Raw genomic sequence first — 22084 nt, 5'->3', positions numbered from 1 at the left:
CCTCTAGTATTTGTTAAATTCCAGAATCTAATCTTTTCTAAAGAATCCGAATATCCCTGTCGTTTGCACGATATTGGTAAATGCATTAGGATCTACTTCTTTAATGGTACGTTCAAGTTCATACAATTCATAACGTGAAATGACGATGATCAGCATTTCCTTGTCTTCACCGGAAAATGCACCTTTAGCAGGCAGGGTCGTAATTCCCCTGACAAGCTTAGAATGGATGGCTTCTCTTAATTCATTGGATTTCTTTGTTACAATCATCGCTGTCAGCTTCTCATGTCGAGTATGGATGGCATCAATGACACGCGTTGAAGCATACAACGTCACCAGCGTGTATAACGCTTTCTCCCATCCATAAAGAAATCCAGCAGACGTAATAATGACCGCATTCATAAGGAAGAAATAGGTTCCTACTGGCTTATCTTTCATTCTGGAAAGAATCATGGCAATAATGTCCATACCTCCCGTGGATGCACCCCATTTCAACGTGATTCCAACTCCCACCGCGGCAATGACTCCGCCAAAAACGGCGTTCAGGAGGATATCAGGGGATAATTTAATCACAGGGATCACTTCCAGGAATAAAGACGTCAGTGATACGGAAATGAAACTATACACTGTAAAGGAACGGCCAACCTTAAGCCACCCGAGAATCGTCACAGGAATATTTAAGATGAATAATAAAATACCCGTTGAAATATTGAATGGTGCAAATTCTTTCAATAAACTGGATATTAACTGAGCCAATCCTGTAAAACCACTGGCATAAACATTTGCAGGTATCAAGAAAAAATTCATGGCAATGGCACCAAGCACGGCCCCTACTAACACTACGAAAAACTTCTTCGCTTCTAACTGTACATGATCTCTCGACATTGACAGACCTCCCACATCTAGTTGTTATTTTCTATGTTCCACAATTCATCTTACCTAAACTCCCCCTGATATTCACCCTTTAAGAGAACAATGATACTTTTTACCTTAAATTCATGCTCTATAGATTGTCATTTTCATGAAAAATAGCTAGACTAAAGCTAAATAGTATAGTCAAAGGATGATTAGGATGACAGTAAAATTATTTGCTGATAGTGCAAGCGACCTTCCTGCTGCATATTTTAACCAACACAACATAGAGCTGCTGCCACTGAAAGTACATATTGATGGTCAAGATTATGAGGACTTGGTCACCATCGAGCCGAAAACCGTATTCAACAAAATAAGGGAAGGCCATATGCCCAAAACGTCTCAAGTATCACCGGATCTTTTCCTGAAGAAGTTCACAGAGCTTGCAGAAGCGAATCAACCCGGTATTTACATTGCGTTTTCCTCACAATTGTCAGGTACGTATCAAACCGCTGCCATGATACGTGATCAGGTGAAAGAAGATCACCCTTCCCTTGATTTGACCATCATCGATTCAAAGTGCGCTTCCCTGGGCTACGGCTTAGTCGTCATGAAGGCAGCTGAACTTCTTCAGGATGGAGGCAGCAAAGAAGAAATTATCGAAGCCTCCAGATTCCACTCAGAGCATATGGAACATCTATTTACCGTAGAAGACCTTGAATACCTTGCCAAAGGCGGTAGAGTTTCAAAGGCATCAGCTTTTCTTGGCGGACTGTTAAACATCAAGCCTCTTCTTCATGTTGAAGACGGTAAGCTCGTACCGATTGAAAAATTGCGTGGAAAGAAGAAACTTCTAAAACGAATTCTTGACTTAATGGAAGAACGTGGTGAAGATCTCTCCAACCAGGTAATCGCCATCAGTCATGGCGATGACGAAGACCTTGCCCTTGAAATGGAAAAACTCATTAAAGAAAGATTTTCACCGAAAGCTGTATATATCAGTATTATTGGATGTGCCATAGGTTCTCATACAGGCACAGGCACCCTGGCCATATTTTTCTTAAATGAACACTCATAAACTCCCTTCCTCTTCCTCATACTATGAGAGAAGAACATACTCGAAGGGAGAATCACTATGCCACATACATCTGATAACGAAAAAAAGGCCAAGGATAACAACGCCCTGCGCCAAGAAAAGAATAAAATCAAAGAAGTGAACCGTAAAGCCGGGAAGAATCAGTATTCTAAGAAGACGGATCATTTGTAAGGGATTGCGGGGGCAGTCACCTGCTCTCGAATAGGAGAAAGTACTAGTTCTTGATAGAGCTGGTGCTTTTTTTGTAGAGCAGGCTGAAACTCCTCATAATTGCGAGAAAAGATAAAAAGTGGGCCTCAATAGGTGTTTTATCGATTAAAACGGCTCCTTGATGTTCATGAATCATGATTTATTTTTATGTTGAGGTCGTCGTTTCATATATATTATCGACTTCACCACCTATATTATCAACTTTCCAAATATATTATCGACTTCCATCCTTTTATTATCGAATCCCAACATTTACATTTTATCTATCCATTTTCAAAAAAACTCCCCCCATTCTTTTCTTAGAAGTTGTATGCACCTTCAAAGCTTGTCTATAATGAAAAGAGATAATACTATGGAGGGGTTACATATGGCGAAGGAAAGTTCTTTTGATATTGTGTCGAAAGTGGATATGTCTGAAGTGAGTAATGCGATTCAAATTGCGTTGAAGGAAGTTCAAACACGATATGACTTTAAAGGAAGTAAGAGTGACATTAAATTAGATGGAGAGGAAATCGTACTCGTTTCTGATGATGAATTCAAAATGAATCAGTTAAAGGATGTGCTCCTCAGCAAACTCATCAAACGTAATGTCCCTGTTAAGAATCTTGATTACAGCAAGCTTGAAGGGGCTTCCGGTGGAACCGTTCGTCAGCGTGCGAAACTCGTGCAAGGAATCGATAAAGAAAATGCAAAAAAAATTAACACCATCATCAAGAACTCCGGCGTTAAGGTGAAGAGCCAGGTTCAGGATGATCAAGTACGGGTCACTGGAAAAAGCAAGGATGATCTTCAAAAAATCATCGCTGCGATCCGTGAAGCAGACCTTTCAATTGATGTACAGTACGTAAACTTCCGTTAATTCGGTTTTTCAAAGAAGTCTGATGGGTACAATATATCCATCAGACTTCTTTCATTTAGGAGGAAAAACATGAAGAGAAAAGTCATCATCATAGGGGCAGTAGGCGGGGGTGCCACCACTGCATCCCAAATCAGAAAACTGGATAGTGAAATAGAGATCATTCTACTTGAAAAGACATCCTATCTTTCCTATGGGGCTTGCGGAATGCCTTATTACTTAGGGGATGTCATTAAGGACCGTGAAAGCCTTTTTGCAGCCACGCCTGAAAAATTACATACGAAAAAAAACATTGATGTCCGCATGCATCATGAGGCACTGAAAATTGATCGGGATAAAAAATCTTTACTTGTGAGAGACCATGATAAAAACCAGGATTACGAAGAAACATACGATTACCTTGTGCTCGCCACAGGGGCTTCCCCCTTTATCCCTGATATTCCTGGACTGAATCAAATTCCAGCTTTTCATCTCAGAACAGTTGAAGACATGGACAGGATCAAACAATTCGTTGAAACCTCAAAGCCAAAAAACTGTACCATAATCGGAGGTGGATACATAGGGGTTGAAATGTCGGAGAACTTCACTCACTTAGGGATGCAAGTCAATCTTGTGGAAAGATCGGAACATGTGATCAGCGTAATCGATGAAGAGACCGCCATCAAACTGCAACAGCATATCAAAGATCAAGGTGTGAATTTGTACACAAAGGATGGATTGAAAGAAGTACTGCCGGAGTGCACCCTGAAACTGGATAGCGAAGAGACGTTCCAGTCTGACTTCATTCTTCTTTCGGTAGGTGTGAAGCCTAATAACCTTCTTGCTAAGGAGGCCGGGTTATCTACTGGAGAGTCAGGCGGTGTCGTCAGTAATGAATTTATGCAAACAGACGACCCCTCCATTTATGCAGTCGGAGATGTGGTGGAGTCCATCGATTTTATTGACGGGACCCCAAAGCAGGTCCCTCTCGCATGGCCTGCCCATCGACAAGCCTACATCATCGCAAGACACCTTTCCGGAAGCCCTGTACCTTTCAAGGGGATGCTTGGAACAGCTATTGCAAAAGTCTTTGACCTTTCCATTGCATCTACCGGATTAGGCGAGAAGGAATTAAATGAAAAGGGCTATTCGTATAAAACATCCGTGCATGAAGGAAAGTCACATGCGGGCTACTATCCCGGTGCTCATGATGTGTATGTTAGAGTCCATTTTTGCCCTGACACGGGAAAGATATTTGGAGGAAATGTAGTGGGCGGCGAAGGGGTAGACAAGCAAATCGACGTTCTGGCCACTGCCATTTACGGAGGCCTGACCATTACCGACCTCCAGGAAATCGAAACCTGCTATGCCCCACCCTTCTCTTCTCCTAAAGGGCTGTTGAATATGATTGGATATAAGGGTGCCGGGTTGATGGAAGAAGAATAATGACAGGCAGGCTTCTCTGGCGAGGGGCCTGTTTTTTTGTGAGTATGCTCTTTGATGATGGATAAATCTGTAAAACGGCTGGATTTTTTGCGATTTCGGCCGGATTTTCCTGAATAACGGCTGGATTTCCTCCGATTTCGACCGGATTTCCTCCGATTTCGGACGGATCCCCCTATAAAGCGGCTGAATTCCCTTCAATCACGGCTCCATCACTCATCAAATGTCTTCACCCCAAAACGAAATTACTGCATCACACGTCAATTCGACCAAAAATTTAATGAATCTACCAAAAGAAACATGTTAATAATTATCTTTTCCGGGTAAACACTATCCTAAGATAACCCAAATCATCAAAGGAGTGTTTTCATTGTCACAACAACAAAACCAGAAGCAAACGTTCCCCCCCCAGCACCAGGATCATCAGCCTGGTACTGTAGATGAGATGAATCCCCAGCCGATTCATACAGATCAAAATTATAAAGGCAGCGGAAAGTTAGACGGGAAGGTCGCCCTCATCACCGGAGGAGACAGCGGGATCGGACGTTCGGTCGCCTGGTATTTTGCCAGGGAAGGCGCCCATGTTGCCATTTCTTATTTAGATGAACATGAAGATGCGAATAAGACGAAGGAATTGGTGGAAGCTGAAGGTGTTAGGTGTATCCTGCTGTCAGGTGATATCGGAAGTTCGACATTTTGTAAAGACATCGTGAACAAAACGATTTCAGAGTTTGGGAAACTTGATATTCTTGTGAATAATGCCGCTGAACAGCATCCTCAGGCAGGGCTTGCGGATATAAGTGATGAACAGTTGGAGCGTACCTTTAAGACGAATGTATTCTCTATGTTCTACTTAACCAGGGCAGCATTGCCTCATCTTAAAAAGGGAGCTTCCATTATTAACACGGCTTCTATCACAGCTTATAAAGGGAATAAGGATTTGATTGATTATTCTTCTACCAAGGGTGCCATTGTCAGCTTCACGCGATCCCTTGCAGAAAACATTGCATCCGATGGAATCAGAGTAAACGGAGTGGCACCTGGCCCTATTTGGACTCCTCTGATTCCGTCCACCTTCAGCTCTCAAAAGGTATCTCAGTTTGGAGGGAACACTCCACTTGGACGTGCCGGTCAGCCGTATGAATTAGGCCCTGCATACGTATACTTAGCAAGCGAAGATTCAAGCTACGTATCAGGACAGATGATTCATATTAATGGCGGGACGGTTATAAACGGTTAAAATGAAAGCGACTGAACATATGATTCTCCATTAAGGGAGATTCCAACGTTTCAGTCGCTTTTTATTATGATTTCACTTTTCGCTCACTGCAGGAGCATCTTGTAACGAGCTGATGTGGAACGATGATTCTCTTGATCGGCTCTTTGGGGTTTTCAATCTTTTGGATAAGACTCTTAGCTGCCTCGTTCCCCAGGTTGAATATATTGATATCCACTGATGTGAGCGGTGGACGGGACATTTCGGCCAGCAGTACATTGTTGAAGCTTACAATGGAGATGTCATCAGGAACACGGATGTCCATTTCATCAAGTGTGTTGAGTACGCCCAATGCCATTAAGTCATCGGCCACTACCAGGGCCGTCGGTGGATCATCTAATTGCATAAGCTCATTAATGGCTTCACGTCCTCCTTCTCGAAGGAATTCTTCATGAATGATGTACTTGTCTTTCATATCAATCCCAGCATCCCGCAAAGCCTTCTCATAACCTAATAGACGCTCGACGGTTACAACGAGATTGAGGTCCCCCCCGATAAAGCCGATACACTCATGACCAAGCTTTAAGAGATAATCGGTCACTTCCTTCGTTGCCCTGTAATTGTCATTGTCTACATGGGTGATTTCTTCACAATATTTATAGGGTTTACCTACGACAACAAAGGGAAAGTCGCGATCTTTTAAATAGTTCATAACCTTATCTTCCACTTTCGAGTAAAGGAGGATGATACCGTCTACTCTTCCCCCTTGAACCATTTGGACGACACCTTCATATATTTCTTCTTCAGATTGACCCGTGGACATTTGTAGTGCGTATTGTTTTTCCTGTGCCCCTTCACTTAGTCCTCTTAATACTGTTGGAAAGAATGGGTTTTGTGAAAAAGTACTAGCTGAACCTGGTAATACAAGTCCCAATACTTGCGTGGATTGATTCGCCAGGCTCCTTGCGATGAAGTTAGGATGATATCCCAATTGCTCCATCGCTTCTCTTACTTTTTGCTTTGTTTTCTCGCTGATTCTTGGATTATTTGCAATAACCCGTGAAACCGTAGATGGTGCTACGTTTGCAAGCTTTGCAACATCCTTTATGGTGACCGCCATTCATTCCACCCCCCTCTTTAAAAAACTTACCCTCTTACGTGACGAAGGCTGCTTTATTCTATTTTATTCGTGAATTAAAACGCTTCCATTTTATTAATCTTGAAGTTTTGGAAAAACAGGGCTCTTAGACAGAGCCCTTGATGGATTTATTACTGCTTTTTCTTTCTTCCACGTTTCCATACAAGATAAATAAAGAGTAAGAAAAGGACATACACCGTACCGAGTGCCAATAGATAAGGATAATTCAGTCCACTCTTCTGCTTAAGGGAATAAACCTCTGCTTCTTCACGATCAAGTATGATTGTATAGTTTCCATCTTTATCACTACGTACCAGGTCTGCGGTTAGTAACCCTTTCAACTCACTATTTTCCGCTAATTCTTCTTCACTCAGTTGAACTTTTTTAGATTCACTAGTGTTGTTAATCGCGATTATGAGTGTTTGATCCCCGTAGACACGCTTGAATATTCCCATGCCGTCTTTTTCATAGATGGGTTCAATCGTCCCTCTGGTCAGTGCAGGATAATCTTGACGAATTTTTCCTAATTGAGTGATATAATCAATCAGTTCTTCATCTGCCCTGAAATTCATAAAGCGGCGATTATCCGGGTCATTTCCACCATCGACGGCGATTTCCGATCCATAATAAACAATCGGGATTCCTGGGGTTGTGTACATATACGCCAGAGCGAGCTTCCACCTGGTACCCGGGAAGAGCTTCTCTTGAACGAGCAGTCTCGTAAAACGTTCCATATCATGATTATCGATAAAAGTTCCCATTAAATAGGGATCATCATAGTACGTTTCATTGTATTTCCAGAAGTTAAACAGTCGATCCATCGATCCATCAGGTTTTTGGAACACAGAACGCATTTCTTCTGCTTGAGGAAAGTTAACGAATCCATCAATTCCTACATCATTGTACTTCGCTATCTTCTGGGGATCGCGATCGTACACTTCTCCAAGAAGATAGAAGTCTTCCTTGACTGACTTAACCTCTTCGCTGAATTCAGTCCAGAATTCCTGGGGTACGTGACGGACCGTATCCAATCGATAGCCGTCAACATCCGTTTCTTCGATCCACCATTTGGCGGCATCAAATAAGTAGTTTTTCACTTCGGGATTTTCTGTATTTAAATCGGGAAGATCATATAACCACGCATTTTGAAGGCTTTCTTCATTATCAAAGTTCATCTGTTGATTTTCGTGAAACCAGTCCGCTTTTTCAGGGTCATTCACCCAGGGGTGTTCAGGTCCGACATGGTTTACCACAAAGTCCAGCATCACTTTCATATCTCGCTTATGAGCTTCATCAACAAGCTTTTTGAACGTTTCCATTGAACCGAAATGCTCTTCTGTCTTATAGAAATCAGTTATCCAATACCCATGATAACCCAGCGGTTGATTATCAAAGACGGGGGTCAGCCATATGGCGGTGAATCCCATATCCTTAATATAGTCCAGCTTATCAATCACACCTTGAAAATCCCCGCCCTGATAGGCTTTAGGGTCCTTCGTATCCACTTGAACATCATTGCTCGTATCCCCGTTATTAAAGCGATCGACCATTAGAAAATAAATGGTCTCATCCTGCCATTTTCTTTCTTCTTTTTCAACTGCACCTACCGGAAGGGCGTAAAAAAGAAGAAACGGGACTAAAATGAGAGATAATACTCTTCTTTTCATCTCCGCTCCTCCTAAAACTATTAGTAACGCCTATAAGATTATCCTTTTGTACCCCCTGCCGTCAATCCTGAAACGAAGTATTTCTGGAAGAACAGGAATAATAGAGCAATCGGTACGGCAATTAATACAGATCCAGCAGCAAATGTAGTAAATTCAGCTCCGAATTGTTTTGCTACCATATCATAAAGTGCAACCGGCAATGTGTACATTTTTTCTGAACGCAATAGGATACTGGCAATGATAAAATCTGCGAATGGTGCAATGAACGAAAATAGTGCAACTACCGCAATGATCGGTTTCGCAAGGGGCATGACGATTTGGAAGAAGATACGCAAATGTCCTGCTCCGTCCATTTTTGCTGACTCATCAAGCTCTTTCGGAATGGTATCCAGATACCCTTTCATTAACCATGTATTCATTGGGATTTGTCCACCTACGTATACGAGGATCAATCCAATATGGGTATCCAATAGATCTGTTAATAGTGCTAAAACGAAAATCGCAATTAATGCAGCAAAGTTAGGGATCATTTGCAGGATCAGGAATGTCATCAATCCATTCTTCCGGCCGGCGAAACGGTAACGCGAGAAAGAGTAAGCCGTTAAACTGACCAGTAAAACCGTAAGTGCCATGGTTGATAAACTGACTTTTAATGAGTTCCAGTACCAAAGCATATAATTACTTTGCTCCAGATCGAATAGTTCTTTATAATGTGCCAATGTTGCATTCTTCGGGATGATGGATGAACCGGACAAACTTTGACCTGGGTTGAATGAAGATCCGATGATCCATGCAACCGGGTAAAGAATGATGGCAAACATGATTCCGATGGCTGCGTATGAAAGTGTTAAACGTATGAGCTTCTGTCTCTTCATATTCATATTACATCATATCCTCTTCTTGGAATGATTTCGTTCTCTTGAACTGCCAGATCGCTACTGTAATGACGATGACAGATAATAATAATGTGATGGCAGCGGCTTTCGAATACTGTGCGGATGTCATAGTCAAACTGTAAATCCATGAAATCAGAATGTCCGTTCCGCCTGCATTTTGTCCTGTCAGGGCAGGTCCTCCGCCATTGAATAAGTAAATAACGTTAAAGTTATTAAAGTTAAATGTATATTGCGTAATGATGATTGGTGCCGTTGCAAATAGAACGAGTGGCAACGTAATGTTCTTGAATTTCTGGAAAGCTGATGCCCCGTCCACCGTTGCTGCTTCATAAAGCTCGTCAGGAATCGATTGAAGTACCCCGGTCGTCATGGCAAAGATGAATGGGAAGCCCAACCAGGCTTGAATACCGATCAGGGCAATTCGTGTATACATCGGTTCTGTCATCCATGGTAAACCTTCAATACCGAAGAATCCTAGGATATCCCGGTTGATCGTTCCGAAAGATTCATTGAACATACCAGCGAAAACCAGTATGGACACGAAAGCAGGGATGGCCCAAGGTAAGATGAACACGGTACGAATGATTGCTTTTCCTTTTAAATCTTTTTGATTGACCAGGATGGCAAGAAATACACCCAGGGCAACTTGAAGCGTTGTGGCACCGAATGTCCAAACAAGAGTCCAGGCTAATACGGTAATGAATGTTTCTCTCCAAATATCAATCTTGAAAATATCAACAAAGTTTTGAATCCCTACCCAGTCGACCAATTTAGCCGGTGGTGAGTGATACAAATCATAGTTTGTAAACGCAAGTAAAATAACAAAGATGATCGGGAAAATGACTACGAATACGAGTAGTAAAAATCCAGGAGACATTATGAGGTATGGGAAGCCATTGTCTACTAAATTCCTGTACTGTTCCCGAATCGTACTTAGCTTCTCTCCTCTGTCTCTCTTTTCTCCGTTTTTATATGCATCCCGAAGATTGAATAAGTAGAATCCGATTCCGAAGATTAATACGATGATTGCCAGGATTCCGTATACCATTAAGAAAATGGAATGATCTCCGTATGAGATGTCTGTCCCAAGCGTTGTAATCCCCCATAATCCGTAACCGATCAAATCTCTAAAGACAAGGATAAAAGCGGCTGTCATGATCAAGAAGAATCCGCCTTTTAGAAACTGTCTATGATACATCTGACCTAATCCAGGGATTAGGGAAAGGGCCAGTGCTGTTTTTCTATGTTTTGTTTGATAGGATTGTTGATCCATCCTATATTCCCCTTTCTGCGTTCACAATTTTGATAAGCTTCAAGAGCTTTTTAAGAAAAGAAGTCTTTATTTCCTTAAAAAGCCCTTGAATGGGTCTTTAAAAGGATAGCAGTACCTCTCAAGTATGAGAAGGTACCGCTATGTTTATGCATTAGTTAGAGTGGTTCGCTTCAATGTTTTGTTGAATTTGCTTTACAGCTGCATCAAGGGCCGCTTTCGGTTCTTGTTTGCCCGTCACAACCGTTTGAAGTGAGTCTGCCATCGGTCCCCAAACCTCTCCCATTTCAGGAATGTTTGGCATTGGAACCGCATATTGGGATTGCTCGGCAACCGCTTTTGCACCAGGGTTATCAGCAATCGCAGGATCGTCGATCAAGCCTTGGTTTGTTGGTACTTCTTGTGTTTGTTCAAAACGTAATTTAGCATACTCATCTTGAGTGATGAACTCGATGAATTTTTGAGCCCACTCTTTATTTTCAGAATATCCTGATACGTGCCAGCCTTTAACACCCATGAATGTTTTCATTGGCTCTCCGTTTGGAAGTTTAGGCATAGCCGAAATGCCGATATCGATTCCAGCATCTTTGTAACCTTGGAAAGACCATGGACCGTTCATGACAGAAGCAACTTTTCCTTCATTAAATAGACCGTCCATTGCCGATCCACCATTTTCTCCAACGATACCTTTAGGGAATAATCCTTCCGAGTACCATTTTTGAATATATTCAGTACCTTCTACAGCACCTTCATTATTTAAACCAAGATCTTGCGCGTCTAATGCTCCATCATTTTCAGCAAATACATATCCGCCGAATCCACCGATCGGTGCATGAGCGAAATAGAAGTTGTCCCATAGAGCCAAGAAACCGTAGTTTCCATCTTTCGTGAAATCCTTAGAGAATGAGTATACTTCATCCATTGTCATTGGTGCTTCTTCCATCAACGCTTTGTTGTAAACAAATACAGGCGTTTCAGAAGATTTTGGAAGACCATATAATTTCCCATCATAACTCTCTGCTGTCATGGAAGATTCAGTGAAACGCTCTTCAATGTCCCCTTCAACTTCTAATGCAGCAATATGACCGGCAAGAGCAAGTTCACCAATTTGGTCATGTGGTAATGTTAATACGTCCGGACCAGTTCCGGCAGGACCGTCTAAACGTAATTGTTCTTTCATTTTAGTAGCCATTTCGACTTCTTTTACTTCTACTTTGATGCCAGTTTCTTCTTCGAACTTAGCACCTACTTCATCCAGCCATCCAGATTTCTTTTCATCTTCCCAGACAACCAGTTTTTCAGGTTTGTTTGCATCGTCAGCTTTTTTCTCTCCGCTGTCGTTGTTTCCTGATCCTTCTTCACGATTAGGACCACAAGCAGCCAACGCCCCTAGTACAAGCATGATTACCATCAATAATGATAACGCTTTCTTCATCTCGACCCCTCCTAAGTATGGTGAAAAATATTAAGCTTTCTGTTAGACTGAACAAACGCTTGCACATACTATGACTAAATCTCTCAAGATATCGCTTACATTCTTTGTGAAAACGATTGCACAACCTACTTCTTATTATACAAATTAAATCTACTTTGACAATACTTTTTTGAAAATTTTTTATGTTTGCGAGGAAGAAAAAGAAAACGCTTTACTAGATTGGATACCTATCATTGACAACATTGTTGGTTTAGAATACTCTTTAAATGGAATGAAAAAGAGGAGGATATACGATGCTATTGGAAGCCATCTATCATAGACCGAAAGATAATTATGCATACGCTTGCACAAAGAATGAATTACACATACGGATTCGTACGAAGAAGAATGATGTAGAAAATGTCACACTCCTGCACGGAGACCCTTATCGATGGGAGGATGGAAAATGGCTATATGATCGTAAGGAGATGATTTTAACCGGAACAGATCAGCTTTTTGATTATTGGTTTGCTCCCATCTCCCCTCCTTACAGACGCCTTCGTTACGGCTTCCTTCTGCATGACGAAACAGAAGAAGTGTTTTATGGAGAAAAAGGATTTAATGGGACCCCTTCTACTGATATCGGGGATTACTTCTGCTTCCCGTTCTTGAATACCATCGATGTCTTTCAAGCACCGGCTTGGGTGAAGGATACAGTATGGTATCAAATCTTCCCTGAGCGATTCGCAAATGGGAATACTGAGAATGATCCTGAAGGAACACTGGCTTGGAATAGCGCTGAGCCCTCTCCAACCAATTTCTTCGGAGGGGATCTAGAAGGTGTGATCGAGAACATCCCTTATCTAAAAGAGCTTGGGATCTCCGGGATCTATTTCACTCCAATTTTTAAAGCTCATTCTAATCATAAATACGACACGATTGATTATTTCGAAATAGACCCACAGTTCGGGACAAAAGAAACATTGAAGGAATTAATTAAGGTTTGTCATGAAAATGAAATTAGAGTCATGCTGGATGCCGTCTTCAATCACAGCGGCTTCTACTTCGACCAGTTTCAGGATGTACTTGAAAACGGTGAGGACTCTCCTTACAAAGAGTGGTTTCATGTAAATGAATTTCCTTTGGATATAGACATTTTGCCGCCTAATTATGATACCTTTGCATTCGAAGCTTCCATGCCGAAGTTAAATACTGAAAATGAAGAGGTGCGCAATTATCTATTGGAGGTTGGCCGTTACTGGATTAAGGAATTTGATATCGATGGATGGCGACTGGATGTTGCAAATGAAGTCGATCACCACTTCTGGCGTGAATTCCGCAAAGAAGTGAAAAGTATAAAGCCTGATTTATATATCTTAGGAGAAATTTGGCACGATTCAATGCCTTGGTTGCGGGGGGATCAATTCGATGCTGTCATGAACTATCCTTTCACGACAAATTTATTGAATCTGTTCGCTCATCAAACAATTTCTGCTTCTCGATTTGTAGAAAACATGACTTCGGTTGTTCATATGTATCCAAAGAACGTAAACGAAGTGAATTTCAACCTTGTCGGAAGTCACGATACACCGCGTGTATTAACAGAGTGCGCCGAAGATATCCGACGTGCTAAACAAATCTACACGTTCATGCTCACTTTCACAGGTACACCTTGTATTTATTATGGTGATGAAATCGGCCTGACCGGTGAACAGGATCCAGGGTGCCGTAAGTGCTTCCCATGGGAACAAGAACAACATAATGAAGAGCTCTTCGGGCATATACAGAAACATATCGCCCTTCGCAAGCAGTATCCACTGTTAAGCAACGAAGGGAATCTGACATTTTTACCCGGGGACCTTCATGAGCATTGCCTTTCCTTCACCAAATCAAACGGAGAGGAAACAATATTTGTTCTATTAAACTGCAGTGATGAATCGACCACCTACACTCTTCCATTTGAATTAAAAGGAGAGAAAATCACAAATCTGTGGAGTGGAGAAGAATTTGCCGCTGAAGCAGAGTCCATCGAAGTGGCACTCGAGGGGTATGGATTTGCAATATTGAAATTTTAATAAAGCTTTGTTCGTAAAAAGTGGGACTACACCTTAACGGTTAGTCCCCTTATCTATTTAAATCATAAGGAGAAAATCTATGCCCAAGAATCAAAAAAACATGACCCTCTTTGCCTTGACTTGGCCGATTTTCATTGAAATCTTTCTTCATATGCTGATGGGAAATGCCGATACGTTAATGCTAAGTCAGTACTCAGATGACTCTGTTGCAGCCGTCGGGGTTTCCAATCAAATCCTTTCTCTCATTATTGTCATGTTTGGATTTGTCGCTACAGGTACCGCCATTCTTGTTGCTCAGCATCTGGGAGCCCAGGAGAATCGATTGGCTGGAGAAGTGTCCATCGTTTCCATTGCCGTTAATTTAGGATTCGGCCTCTTCCTTAGTATCGTCCTTGTATTTTTCAGTGAACCGATTCTGCTATCGATGGATCTTCCACGATCACTGATGAATGAAGCCTCTTCTTATTTAAAAATCGTCGGAGGATTCGCCTTCATCCAGGCCTTGATCATGACTGCAGGTTCCATCATGAGGAGCTATGGCTACACAAAAGACGCCATGTACATTACGATCGGAATGAATATCATCAATGTGATCGGGAACTATTTATTTATCTTTGGTCCATTTGGCTTTCCTGTTTTAGGGGTGGAAGGGGTAGCGATTTCCACGATCGCTTCCAGACTGATCGGATTCATAGTGAGCATCATCGTAATCACAAAACGAATCCCCAATGCTCTTCCAATCAAGAGACTTTTTCGTTTACCCATTTCGCATGTGAAAAATTTATTGCGCATCGGGATTCCCTCTGCAGGAGAACATTTATCTTATAATGGCTCACAAATGGTCATTACGTATTTCATAGCAAGTATCGGGACGAACGCATTGACCACCAAGGTGTATGCACAAAACCTGATGATGTTTATCTTTTTATTCAGCGTAGCGATCAGTCAGGGAACTCAAATTATCATTGGTCATATGATCGGAGCGAAACAATTCGACAGTGCCTATGAGCGGTGTTTGAAAAGTTTAAAGATTGCTATCTTCATTTCTCTTATTATGGCCGGAATTTTCTCTATCGCAGCAGAGCCGCTGCTGCGAATATTCACAAACAACGAAGAAATCATTTCTCTTGGTAAAACATTGATCTACCTGACCATCATTCTCGAACCAGGCAGAAGTTTCAATTTAGTCGTCATTAATGCCCTGAGAGCAACAGGTGATGTACGCTTCCCTGTCTATATGGGGATCTTATCAATGTGGGGAGTAAGCGTTACGCTCTCCTATATACTCGGCATCTGGTTCGGGCTCGGACTTATCGGGATCTGGATATCCTTCATTGCCGATGAATGGCTCCGAGGCATTATCATGCTCAAACGCTGGCGATCCAAAATATGGATCCACAAACGATTTGTCCAAAGTGATAAAAGCGCAGTATAGAGGGACGGACCTTCAAGTGGTTGCGAACCTTGGCGCAAGTCCATATGACCGCTGCTACCCTCCCTCTTTTTATAAAAAGGATGGGACAAAAGTGTTTTAGTCTAAGTAAAACCCAAACAAATCTGCTTTAGGGAGATTTGTTCGGGTTTTTTATTTATTTACGGTACATTTGATTTCAGCTCTTCCCAGCGGTTGATTGGAATGCAAGACGAAGACTCCTGCGGGAAAAGTAGCTTATGTGAGACTTGTCCAGCTATAGGGCTTAGAGGCAAATGTCATAAGTCTGATCGTCCATGAAGGCAAAGAACGCCTTCAAGGTCGCTCCGCCTTATGCCAACCGCCTCTGAGCGAAGCCCTTCCGCTTTTCTACCCGCAGGCTTGCCGAAGAGGCTCACGAGCTACCCGCGGAAAGCGTAGTCTTGCACGGAAATCATTAGCGGCATGAAGAACCTACGCTGAAATCGTTCGTTTTTATGTCGTGGTTTTTTAGTTTTGCCCCCCCTCCCCCCTTTTCACTCCAAATGAAAACGCATCCACCAACTCATGTTAAGTTTTTTTACATAAAAACGCTTTCATTACAAATTAACACTTGAACTTTTGTTATTTTCTGAATATGATAAATAATATAACTTATTCATGTCATAAAACCTTACATCTAAGAAATGATTTTTTTTAGAAGGAAACAAAAAAAACAAAGGAGGAACCACAATGAAAAAAGTAGAAGCGATTATTCGTGCAGAAGCATTCTTGTCCCTGCGGGAAGCGTTATGCCTTCGTGGATTCAGCGGACTGACGGTATCGGAAGCAGCCGGCTGTGGAAAACAAAAAGGAAAGCAAGGGATTTTCAGAGGGAATAAATTTGAACTACAGTTAGTCCCCCGTGTAAAGGTGGAAATGATTGTCGACGATGGTCAGGTTGAAGACATTATTGATCTCATTGTTGAACATTGCAGTACTGATACCGTAGGAGACGGTAAGATTTTCATCTATCCGGTTGAGGATGTCATTCGCATCCGTACAGGTGAACGAGGAAAAAAAGCCGTTTTGTAGATCATTTCATTCATAACCACTAACGCTTTACCAAACCAATTTTGGAGGGATACCATTGATTAAAAAAATTTCTGCTCTGTTGCTTTTGTCATTGTTTGTGAGCACTACTGCTTTTACTGCGGCCCCTACCGCAGAATCTGTTCAAGCATCTGTTGACTCCCTTTGGGTCATGATTGCTGCAATCCTTGTGTTCTTCATGCACGCTGGATTCGCCATGGTGGAGACTGGATTTACCCGAGCCAAGAACTCCCTTAATATCCTGATGAAAAACTTCCTAACTGTAGCCATTGCTTCTGTCCTGTTTTTTATTGTAGGATTTGGGTTTATGTTTGGAGGAACATCCGGAGGCATCATTGGATCTGACGGTTTTTTCCTTTCAGGGCGTGAAGACATCGGCTTCTTCCTATTCCAATCCGTATTTGCCGCTACATGTGCAACGATCATTTCAGGTGCAGTAGCTGAACGAATGAAGCTTAAAAGTTATATTCTATTGACCATTGCCATGACCGGAATCATTTATCCGATTGTCGGACATTGGATTTGGGGTGGCGGATGGCTTTCAGAGCTTGGTTTCGTCGATTTTGCCGGATCTACAGTCGTTCATTTAACTGGTGCTGTCGGGGCCTTCATTACGGTGCTTTTCCTTGGGGCACGTATCGGCAAATACAATAAAGGGAAAGTGAATGTTATTCCTGGTCATAATATCCCGATCGGTGCCCTTGGCGTATTCATCCTTTGGTTCGGCTGGTTTGGATTCAATGGAGGCAGCAGCTTAGCGGCTGATCCGACACTTGTGCCTCATGTCATTACAACAACTTTGTTCTCAGCATCAGCTGCCATCCTTTCATCCGCTTTCTACACTTTGGTTAGATATAAACGCATCGATCCTTCCCTGACCTTAAACGGAGCACTGGGAGGACTTGTTGGAATCACCGCAGGTTGTGCCAATGTTTCACTTGTCGGTTCTCTCTTTATCGGGCTTATTGCAGGAGTGATCCTGGTTGAAGCAGTAACGTTCATCGATTCAAAGCTTAAAGTCGATGATCCTGTTGGAGCCATTGCCGTCCATGGTATTTGTGGGATCTGGGGTACTGTAGCAGTTGGATTGTTTGATGTTTCAAACGGTTTGTTATATGGTGGTGGCGTTTCTTTAGTAGCCACTCAGGCCCTCGGCGTTCTAGCGGTTATTTCCTGGACTTCCGTTACAGTCGGCGGTTTCCTGTTCATCGTCACGAGAGTATCAAGTATCCGGGTTTCACGTGAAGAAGAACTTTCAGGACTGGACTTTACAGAGCATGGATCGAACGCATATGAACTAAAGGATACTGTATTAGAATCGAACGTTTCTTCCACTTCTCCTTTTGGGTCTGACCTGGTCGACCGATTAAATTCGATCGGAACAGGTAAAGTAAGTGAAAACATGAATCAACGAAACACGATTTAATCAATCGGGAGCTGCTTTAGAGCGGCTTTCTTTTTTTTGCCGCCAAAAAAAATAAGCCCGTCTGGAAGGCTTCCAGCTAAAGCTTCCAGACGGGCTTATTTACGATATCGTTGAAATGATTTTTTCTTTTACATCTTTTGACACAAAATGCTTCTTGGAAAAAACATTATAGTGATTTTTTCTAACTTCACTCAGGATGGCCCGATACAATAATGCAGCACCTTTCACCGGTGTCCTTGAATACACAGGATAAAGATTCATTGTACGGAATGCTTTATCATAATAATCTTCTGCAACCCGGGCCATTTCTTCCCATATTGACCGAAAAGCATCATTATTTCGATAATCCATTAATTCTGTTACGGTATATTCATATTTAACTAATAAATCCTGCGGGATATATAATCTTCCTCTTTCCAGATCCTCACCAATATCTCTTAATATATTGGTAAGCTGCATGGCATACCCTAAGTAAATCCCATCTTCTCTCAATTGATGTTCTTTCCCGGGAGCAAGGATAGGCAGCAGCATTAACCCTACAGTGCTCGCTACGTGATAAGAATAGTCCAGTACATCATCCATCGTCACGTAAACTCTCTCGTTCAAATCCATCCGTTGACCTTTAATCATATCCCGAAAAGCTCCGATATCCATATTGAAATGTTTAAACACATCGTTCAAGGCTATCCACATAGGCTCTTCTTCGTTATAATATCCCCTAAGAAATGATTCGAATTCTCTTTCGAATTGAAGCAATTCTTCAGAAGGGCAGATGCCCTCATCCACGATATCATCTACTTTTCGACAAAATGCATATACAGCCCATACTGCTTTTTTTTGGTCCTTCGGTAACAGGGAGAATGCTCTGTAAAACGTCTTTGAGTGAAGTTTAATGATAATCTCACAATGATCGTACGCTTCCAAGATCTTGTTCATGTAAGGCCACATCCTTCCTTTCCGACTCGGTTTTATAATGTTCTTTAAAGGTTTCAGCTACGAGTTTCGCCCCCTGCATGACGATCGGTACTCCCCCACCCGGATGGATGGATGCTCCCACAGCAAAGATATTCTTTTCTGCAAACGGTTGTACCTGTGGCCTGAACGGGCCTGATTGACGTAAACTGGGTGCAATACCGAAGCTTCCTCCTGAATATAGCCCCTCTTGTCTTGCTTCTTCAGGTGTCCTTACTTTCATCCACTTCATTCGCTTTCTTAACTCTTTAAAGCCCCTTTTCTCCATTGTATCCAATACGGAATTGGAAAGAAATTCTGAAGCCTCCTTCCAGTCCAATTTCTCGGAAACCGGAACAGGAATAAGGACGTATAGGACACTGTTCCCCAAAGGAGCAAGGGATGAATCAACCTTCGACGGGTTAAATACGTAAAATGAAGGTTCTTTAGGAATTCTCTTATTCTTGAAAATATCCTCCATATTTTTAGAGAAATGTTCATTTAGATAAAATTGATGCATTTCCTTTTCATCAAACTTCCCCTCCACGCCCATATACAACAGGACGCAACCAGACGAAGGTTTGTATGGTTTAGGGGACTTCTTCTTTACTAATTTTGATGCCGTAGGAAAATCTCCATTGATGATCACTGCATCTATTTCTTCTCTACGGTTTCCGTAGACGATATGAGTCGCTTTTTCTCCTGTAGTCTCTATTTCTGTGACAGCTGAGGAGGTCTTGATGATGACACCATTTCGTTCACATGCCTCTAGTACATGCTCCAAAAGAGAGGCATAACCACCTTTTATATAATAAATACCATGTTTATGCTCACTGAAGGATACTAAACTATAAATCGCAGGAGTCGTATAGGGATTCCCGCCGATGTATAAGGTTTGAAGCCCGTAAGCGGTTTGTAGTTTTTCATGATGAAAATAATGCTTTAAGTTTCCCATCACGTTCCTGTATGCTTTTAACTTAAGCAGCGAACCCAGGGTTTGCCTGTTCATATAGTCTTTTGTTTTTAGAAAAGAGGATTCAAGAAACTGAGGCTTTCCGATTGTAAACCGTTCATCCATATCATCCATAAATTGCAGGAATCCGTCTTCATCTCCAGGAAACTTTTGTTTTATTTCTTCATATTGCTTATCTATATCAGCATACTTGGTATATGTCTGCCCATCTGCAAAATGAACATTATACAAAGGGTCACAACGAACAAATTCAATTGCGTCTGTATTTATATCTGCTTCTGAAAGAATGGAAAGTAGCATTTCAGGCAGAAGCACGATGGTCGGTCCTTTATCAATTTTGTACTCACCTTCCTGAACAAAGGCAAGGCGCCCACCGATGATGGACTCTTTTTCATACACCGTCACCTCATGGCCCTCTTTCGAAAGTAACAGTCCCGATATCAATCCGCCGATACCCGATCCAACAACTGCCGTCTTCATAAGGCTTCCCCCATTGCTTGATCTTTTCGGAATGAGTAGGACGGATCTTCGTTCATCAGCATATTCGTTGTAATACGGGCTGATTCTAATATCGTAGGCAATCCGCTTCCCGGATGAGTTCCTCCACCGACCAGCCAGCAGTTTTCAAGTTCTTCAAATTTGTTGTGAGGTCTGAGGGCCATCATCTGGGTTAATTGGTGACCAAGATTGAAGGTAGCACCTTCGTATATATTGAAGTCCGTTTCCCAGTGATGAGGCGAGATGATTTTTTCGACTTGAATATGTTCCCGAATGTCCTTTAAGCCTGTTTTGCTTTCAACCACATCCAGAACAAGGTTCCGGAACGTTTTTTCATTCTCTGTCCAATCGATTCCGCTTACATTATTTGGAACGGGAGCAAGGATATATAAAGTGGAATGTCCTGGAGGAGCAAGCGTCTTATCTGTCACAGAAGCATTTTGAATATAAATGGAGGGATCTTCAGGAAGTGTGAATGTCTCCGTTATTTCCTCCACATTTCTCTTATAGTCCTCTGCAAACAGGATGCTGTGATGAGGAAGATCATACTGTTTATCGATTCCAAGATAAATCATGAAGGTGGAGCAAGAATACTTCTTCTTCTTCAGTTTTTCTTTACTGTATTTCTTGAGAACCCCATCTTCCACAAGGTTACTCATCACATGAGCAAAATCTCCATTGATGATGACTTCATCTGCGGAAACCTTCTCTCCATCTTCTGTAATGATTCCCTTCACTACATTACGATCTTCAATCCACAATTTCTTGACCCCCCGGCCCAAATGGATGGAACCGCCATGCTCCGTTACTACTTTGGCCATGGCTTCAGAAAGCTGATTCAACCCGCCTATCGGATGAAAAATGCCATATTCATGTTCCATGAAAGATAAAATCGAGAATGCTCCCGGACACTCCCACGGTGACATCCCTAAATATTTTGATTGGAAGGTAAAAGCCAACCTCAATTCATGATCGGTGAAATAATCACTTAACACACTATACAGTGATTTCCCTAATGATAATTGGGGAAGTGCTCTCAAAACCTTCCAGCTGATATATTGATAATACCGATCCATGGGACTTTGTAGAATCGGCTTTAAACGTTCCATTTTTTTACGAGTATCATTCATAAAGCGTGTATACCCCTCTGCATTGCCAGGATAATGACGCTCGATTTCCCGGGATAGTTTCTCCGGGTCTTTAAACATTTGCACCCTTTTATCTTTAAAAATAAGTTCATACATCATGGAGAGCTCTTTTAAATCCAGATAATCGTGAAGATCTCTTCCTGCTGCCTCGAATAATTCTTCAGCAATTTCAGGCATGCTCAAGAACGTTGGACCAATATCGAACGTATACCCATCCATGGTGACAGAACCGTTTCGTCCGCCAACGAATGTTTGCTTCTCATACACTTCTACATCGTATCCCTTGCCGGCTAGCAGCATTGCCGCTGCCAAGCCACCTGGACCAGCGCCTATGACGATCATTTTTTTGGCCATCGTTACAGCCTCCAATGTTTTTATTTGTACATTTATTATACAATACTTATACAAATATAGTATACAATTCTTTTTTACTAGAAACAAAGTTTAAGCTCTCATTTTCAAAAAAAATTTCATCA

The 22084-nt window shown here is 42.0% G+C and carries 18 protein-coding genes; 9 read left to right on the top strand and 9 right to left on the bottom strand.

The annotated features are described in order from the left end of the window. Window positions 1-27: 27 nt before the first annotated feature. A complete protein-coding gene (locus ACCB35_RS07590) occupies window positions 28-882 on the bottom strand; it encodes a YitT family protein (protein WP_374056408.1) in 855 nt (284 codons plus the stop codon). Window positions 883-1069: 187 nt separating this feature from the next. Between ACCB35_RS07590 and ACCB35_RS07585 the strand changes: the two genes are divergently transcribed. The 5 genes from ACCB35_RS07585 (at window position 1070) to ACCB35_RS07565 (ending at window position 5673) form a co-directional block, all read left to right on the top strand. Beyond that, window positions 1070-1927 carry a DegV family protein gene (locus ACCB35_RS07585; protein ID WP_374056407.1) on the top strand — a complete coding sequence of 286 codons (858 nt, stop codon included), beginning with the start codon at window positions 1070-1072 and terminating at the stop codon, window positions 1925-1927. Window positions 1928-1984: 57 nt separating this feature from the next. After that, on the top strand, window positions 1985-2116 hold the full coding sequence (locus ACCB35_RS07580; RefSeq protein ID WP_098353057.1) for a DUF3941 domain-containing protein: 132 nt from the start codon (window positions 1985-1987) through the stop codon (window positions 2114-2116). A gap of 406 nt (window positions 2117-2522) precedes the next feature. After that, window positions 2523-3014 (top strand): YajQ family cyclic di-GMP-binding protein, encoded by a 492-nt coding sequence (locus ACCB35_RS07575; protein ID WP_044337711.1) that lies wholly within the window; start codon window positions 2523-2525, stop codon window positions 3012-3014. A 69-nt stretch (window positions 3015-3083) separates the two neighbouring features. Beyond that, window positions 3084-4436: a CoA-disulfide reductase gene (locus tag ACCB35_RS07570; protein WP_374056406.1), complete on the top strand. Its 1353-nt coding sequence runs from the start codon at window positions 3084-3086 to the stop codon at window positions 4434-4436. A 367-nt stretch (window positions 4437-4803) separates the two neighbouring features. Beyond that, on the top strand, window positions 4804-5673 hold the full coding sequence (locus tag ACCB35_RS07565; protein ID WP_374056405.1) for an SDR family oxidoreductase: 870 nt from the start codon (window positions 4804-4806) through the stop codon (window positions 5671-5673). A 64-nt stretch (window positions 5674-5737) separates the two neighbouring features. Here ACCB35_RS07565 and ACCB35_RS07560 read toward each other — a convergent pair whose 3' ends face one another. From ACCB35_RS07560 to ACCB35_RS07540, 5 genes are all read right to left on the bottom strand, one after another. Further along, on the bottom strand, window positions 5738-6769 hold the full coding sequence (locus tag ACCB35_RS07560; RefSeq protein ID WP_044337714.1) for a LacI family DNA-binding transcriptional regulator: 1032 nt from the start codon (window positions 6767-6769) through the stop codon (window positions 5738-5740). A 149-nt stretch (window positions 6770-6918) separates the two neighbouring features. Next, window positions 6919-8454, bottom strand: a complete 1536-nt coding sequence (locus ACCB35_RS07555; RefSeq protein ID WP_374056404.1) for an alpha-amylase family glycosyl hydrolase — start codon at window positions 8452-8454, stop codon at window positions 6919-6921. A gap of 38 nt (window positions 8455-8492) precedes the next feature. Then, window positions 8493-9335 (bottom strand): sugar ABC transporter permease, encoded by an 843-nt coding sequence (locus ACCB35_RS07550; RefSeq protein ID WP_148993371.1) that lies wholly within the window; start codon window positions 9333-9335, stop codon window positions 8493-8495. 1 nt (window position 9336) lies between these two features. Continuing rightward, complete coding sequence (locus tag ACCB35_RS07545) at window positions 9337-10623, bottom strand: carbohydrate ABC transporter permease (RefSeq protein WP_374056403.1); 1287 nt, start codon at window positions 10621-10623, stop codon at window positions 9337-9339. Between the two features lie 151 nt (window positions 10624-10774). After that, window positions 10775-12055, bottom strand: a complete 1281-nt coding sequence (locus ACCB35_RS07540) for an extracellular solute-binding protein (RefSeq protein ID WP_374056402.1) — start codon at window positions 12053-12055, stop codon at window positions 10775-10777. A 293-nt stretch (window positions 12056-12348) separates the two neighbouring features. On the opposite strand from ACCB35_RS07540, the gene ACCB35_RS07535 reads away from it, so the two are divergent. The 4 genes from ACCB35_RS07535 (at window position 12349) to ACCB35_RS07520 (ending at window position 18038) form a co-directional block, all read left to right on the top strand. Next, window positions 12349-14109, top strand: coding sequence for an alpha-glycosidase (locus tag ACCB35_RS07535; protein ID WP_374056401.1), 1761 nt, complete (start codon window positions 12349-12351; stop codon window positions 14107-14109). Window positions 14110-14188: 79 nt separating this feature from the next. Next, window positions 14189-15544, top strand: coding sequence for an MATE family efflux transporter (locus ACCB35_RS07530; protein ID WP_374056400.1), 1356 nt, complete (start codon window positions 14189-14191; stop codon window positions 15542-15544). Between the two features lie 708 nt (window positions 15545-16252). Then, complete coding sequence (locus tag ACCB35_RS07525; RefSeq protein ID WP_060670328.1) at window positions 16253-16594, top strand: P-II family nitrogen regulator; 342 nt, start codon at window positions 16253-16255, stop codon at window positions 16592-16594. A gap of 55 nt (window positions 16595-16649) precedes the next feature. Further along, window positions 16650-18038, top strand: coding sequence for an ammonium transporter (locus tag ACCB35_RS07520; protein WP_374056399.1), 1389 nt, complete (start codon window positions 16650-16652; stop codon window positions 18036-18038). A 99-nt stretch (window positions 18039-18137) separates the two neighbouring features. Here ACCB35_RS07520 and ACCB35_RS07515 read toward each other — a convergent pair whose 3' ends face one another. From ACCB35_RS07515 to ACCB35_RS07505, 3 genes are read right to left on the bottom strand one after another with little or no spacing between them, the layout of a single operon-like run. After that, entirely contained in the window at window positions 18138-18974 is an 837-nt protein-coding gene (locus ACCB35_RS07515; protein ID WP_374056398.1) for a phytoene/squalene synthase family protein, read from the bottom strand. Continuing rightward, window positions 18940-20442 (bottom strand): phytoene desaturase family protein, encoded by a 1503-nt coding sequence (locus ACCB35_RS07510; protein WP_374056397.1) that lies wholly within the window; start codon window positions 20440-20442, stop codon window positions 18940-18942. Before ACCB35_RS07510 ends, ACCB35_RS07515 begins: the two co-directional genes overlap by 35 nt. After that, on the bottom strand, window positions 20439-21962 hold the full coding sequence (locus tag ACCB35_RS07505; protein WP_374056396.1) for a phytoene desaturase family protein: 1524 nt from the start codon (window positions 21960-21962) through the stop codon (window positions 20439-20441). The genes ACCB35_RS07510 and ACCB35_RS07505 overlap by 4 nt, the downstream gene beginning before the upstream one ends. Between the last annotated feature and the right edge of the window lie 122 nt (window positions 21963-22084).

It is taken from the genome of Rossellomorea sp. FM04394 (genome assembly GCF_041889765.1).
Classification (GTDB): Bacteria; Bacillota; Bacilli; order Bacillales; family Bacillaceae_B; genus Rossellomorea; species Rossellomorea aquimaris_B.
Note: the sequence above shows the minus strand (reverse complement) of the source record. Positions and strands in the feature narration are given on the sequence as shown.